Origin of the sequence: Mesorhizobium sp. M7A.F.Ca.CA.004.06.1.1, from assembly GCF_003999135.1 — a bacterium.
GTDB lineage: Bacteria > Pseudomonadota > Alphaproteobacteria > Rhizobiales > Rhizobiaceae > Mesorhizobium.
On record NZ_RZPQ01000628.1, the window covers coordinates 1 to 3495 of the forward strand.

General features: G+C 60.3%; 6 protein-coding genes. 1 reads left to right on the forward strand and 5 read right to left on the reverse strand.

What is annotated here, in order from left to right:
• From EN906_RS27185 to EN906_RS37465, 5 genes are all read right to left on the reverse strand, one after another.
• On the reverse strand, positions 1-499 hold a 499-nt coding region (locus EN906_RS27185), incomplete at its 3' end, for an ATP-binding cassette domain-containing protein (RefSeq protein WP_164777392.1).
• A gap of 124 nt (positions 500-623) precedes the next feature.
• The gene (locus EN906_RS27190; RefSeq protein ID WP_127268153.1) at positions 624-1073 is read right to left on the reverse strand and encodes a MucR family transcriptional regulator; all 450 of its coding nucleotides are present in this window, start codon (positions 1071-1073) and stop codon (positions 624-626) included.
• 162 nt (positions 1074-1235) lie between these two features.
• Positions 1236-1409: a hypothetical protein gene (locus tag EN906_RS27195; RefSeq protein ID WP_127375502.1), complete on the reverse strand. Its 174-nt coding sequence runs from the start codon at positions 1407-1409 to the stop codon at positions 1236-1238.
• Positions 1402-2328 (reverse strand): DMT family transporter, encoded by a 927-nt coding sequence (locus tag EN906_RS27200; RefSeq protein ID WP_127270635.1) that lies wholly within the window; start codon positions 2326-2328, stop codon positions 1402-1404. The genes EN906_RS27195 and EN906_RS27200 overlap by 8 nt, the downstream gene beginning before the upstream one ends.
• Positions 2329-2373: 45 nt before the next feature.
• On the reverse strand, positions 2374-3207 hold the full coding sequence (locus EN906_RS37465) for a hypothetical protein (RefSeq protein WP_164749112.1): 834 nt from the start codon (positions 3205-3207) through the stop codon (positions 2374-2376).
• A gap of 110 nt (positions 3208-3317) precedes the next feature.
• Here EN906_RS37465 and EN906_RS27215 point away from each other — a divergent pair.
• Positions 3318-3495, forward strand: a 178-nt coding sequence (locus tag EN906_RS27215; RefSeq protein WP_127375503.1) for a LysR family transcriptional regulator, incomplete at its 3' end; no start/stop codon positions are given.

Consider the following 3495-nt stretch of genomic DNA (forward strand, 5'->3'; position numbering starts at 1 on the left):
GGTCGGGCTCGGCAAACAGCACCGCAGCAAGCGCCACGCGCATGCGCCAGCCGCCGGAGAAGGACGAGGCCGGACGCCGTTGCGCAGCGTCGTCGAAGCCGAGGCCGGCGAGAATGGTGGCGGCGCGGGATTCGGCTGAGTGCGCGTCGATATCGGCCAGCCGCATATGGATGTCGGCGATGCGGTGCGGATCGGTCGCCGTCTTTTCTTCTTCGAGCAGCGCCGTGCGTTCGAGATCGGCCTTGAGCACGATCTCGATCAGCGCGTCCTCGGTGCCCGGCGCTTCCTGCGCCACCTGGCCGATGCGGGTGCTCTTCGGCAGGCTGATCGAGCCTGTCTCGGACGGGAAATCGCCGGTGATGGCCTTGAACAGCGTCGTCTTGCCGGTACCGTTGCGGCCGACAAGGCCGGCCTTGGTGCCGGCCGGCAAGGTCAGCGAAGCATGGTCGAGAAGCAGGCGTCCGGCCATGCGGAGCGATAGGTCGTTGATGATCAGCATGGCCGCGCTTTTGCACCGGACATCAACGCTTCGCAAGGCCTTGCCGGCCAGTTGGCCGCACAAGGCCTCGAAACGACGCCAGCGAGGGCGTCGTCAAAGCAGCCGAACAGTGGCTTGCCTGCTCTCAGGCAGTCGCCTTGCGCTTCGTTGCCTTGGCGACAGCGGCCGGCGCTGCTGCCGGCTTGCGGCCAAGTCCCGTCGACTTTGCCAGCGCCGATCGCGTCGCCGAGTAGTTTGGCGCAACCATCGGATAGTCCGGCGGCAAGCCCCATTTGGCCCGATAATCGTCCGGGCTCAGGCCGTAGTCGGTCCGCAGATGCCGCTTGAGCGACTTGAACTTCTTTCCGTCCTCAAGGCAAATGATGTAGTCGGGAAACACCGACTTCTTCGGATTGACTGCCGGAACCAGGTTTGGAGTTTCCGCGACAACTGCACCAGCGAGCTTGCGAACCGAAGCACTGACGCTGGCAATCAACTCAGGCAGGCCGGCAGCAGGAAGCGGATTGTTGCCTACATAGGCCGAGACAATATCGGCCGTCAGCTCGATAACGGTCTTATCATCGATATTTGACAATTCTTTCACCTTATTTGCGACAAAATCCTCCACCCCAGCGAAGACTTGTGTCGATGTATCTCTTTAACCGCGTCCCCCAACGGACCGCCAAGTCTCATAAAAGAATGAAGAATCGGCAAAAATAGCATTCATGCGAAATCGACGCCGTGCAAATTAGAAAATCTAATACTTGGAACCAGCAGACTTAGCGGCAGGACTTTCGTCCAATATCTCCAGAATACGCTTCCAGCGGGCGCAACGCGCGAAATCCTTTTGTTCTATCGCCTTTTCGGCCCTCATCGCGGCGTAGAGCCAATGCGCTTCCTGATTGGCCAGACGCTCATTCTCGTCAAACATGGTTTTCGACCTCCGAACGTTCCACACCGACCGCGACACAACTGCCGATGACGAGGATGGCTCCGACAATGGCCGTCACCGTCAGCCGTTCGCCGGACAAGGTCAAAAGCAGGGTCGAGGCGATCGGCGTGAGATAGGCGACCACCGCGACCCTGTCGCTGCCTTCAAGCTTCAAGGCGCGCGACCAGAAATAGTAGCCCAGGCCCATCGGACCGGCGCCGAGATAAAGGCCGAGGGCCAGGTCCGCGCCGACGGGCCAGGTGAAACCGTCGCGAGCGCACCACAGAAACATCAAAGCGACGCCAATCAAAGACGATGGCAGCAACAGGCGATCCGCTGGAGTGGCCACCCGTCCCACCATGAGCGAATAGAAGGCCATGCACAGCGCTGACCCGAATGCGGCGAGATAGCCGACCAGATCGCCCTCGAACCAGGATTGGTTGCGCCCTCCCGAAATCACCAGTGCAACGCCGATGAAGCCCACCACCGCGGCGAGACCCAACAGTGCCGGACGCCGCGGATTTTCCAAGGCAATGACTGCCGCCGCGACCATCAGCGGCCAGGTGTAGGCCACCAGATTGGCCTCGATCACCGGCATCGAAGCGAAGGCGATGTATTGCAGCACCATGGTGCCGACCAGGCCGATGAAGCCGATCGCGAGAGAGATGAGCGCCGCCCCGGCGGTGACCGGTGCTACTCTTTCGCGGCTCATCAATCGGATGGCGGCGAAGACGAGTGCTGCGCCTGCAAATTGCAGGAACTGGACCTGCGAAACCGGTTGGCTGGCCAGCAGGGATTTGCCGACCAGGGCATTGGTGGACCACAACGCCACCGCACCGGCAGCGAAGACCAACGCGGATATCGAGCCGGATCCCTGCCGAAACAATCGGCATGGGACTCTATGTTGCTGTTCGACCATGATCCTGTCCGAAAACCGGTTCCGACTTTTCGGGGTCATGGTTCATTACCATGATTCCCTGGCGCCGCCCGGAACCGGTGCCTCGACGGCGGTGGGCACGGGATGCTCCGCCTCGAACCGACGATAGGCCGGCAGCTGATTGGTCCAGACATCTTCGGCCAGTTCGCTGACCCACTCACGGTCGTGGTCGTTGTCGGCGGCGAGATAGAACATTCTGTTATCGTCGACATAGGGTTTGGCCACCGAGCGCTGGTTGAGCACCAGCGTGACGCGCTCGCCGAACCGGATCGGAGCGGTGCGATGCAGGACGCCCAGGAATTGGCCGAGCGTCGCGTAGTTCATCTTGTGATCGATGCGCATGACACTGTTGCGCGGGATCTCGCGGCCGGCTTCGAGAATGGCGCGGCCGGTTTCGGAGTCGTCGCAGAAGATTTCGAGATGGCCGCCGACCAGCGGATTGCTGATCGACAGCGGAATGAGCTCGGTCACCGGAACGCCATCGCAATGCCACTCCACGGCGCCGTCGTTGGGATTCATGAAGGTGACCGTCGAGCCGACGATCGACAGCGGATAGGGCTCCAGCTTGGTGCCCGTCATGTCGGACAGCCGCTCCAGGCGCAGCTTGTCATGCAGCAATTCCTTGATCTCGGGGATGAAACGGTCGGCCCCGGTGATGAAGGTCAGATCGAGGTGCTTGTGCACGGCATGGCTGGCCTTGAGCTTCAGGGCAGCCTCCTCGATAGCTGCAAGCAGTGCCGGGTCATAGCCGTGCAGATATTGCGCGACACCGAAACTCGACACTTTCCAGGCGGTTTCATGGCCGATAATGGCTTCGCGGCTCATCGCATAACGCAGTTCGGGAATGGTATGGGCGTTCATTGTACTTCTCCAGGATGGGGGCAACACTTGGTAAACAGTCGATTAATTCACCCACCCCTGTAAAATTAGGAATGCTGGTGCTAGTGTAAGCCAAGCTTAAGGTCGAAACCGTGCGTCTGCTCAGTCAGGTCAACCTCAATTCGCTTAAAATCGTGGAGAGTGCTGCGAGGCACGGTAATTTCACGCGTGCCGGCGAAGAACAGTTTATTACCGCTTCAGCGGTCAGCCAGCGCGTGAAAAGCCTTGAGGATCAGCTTCGTTTCAAGATTTTCCAGCGCGGCGGCAATG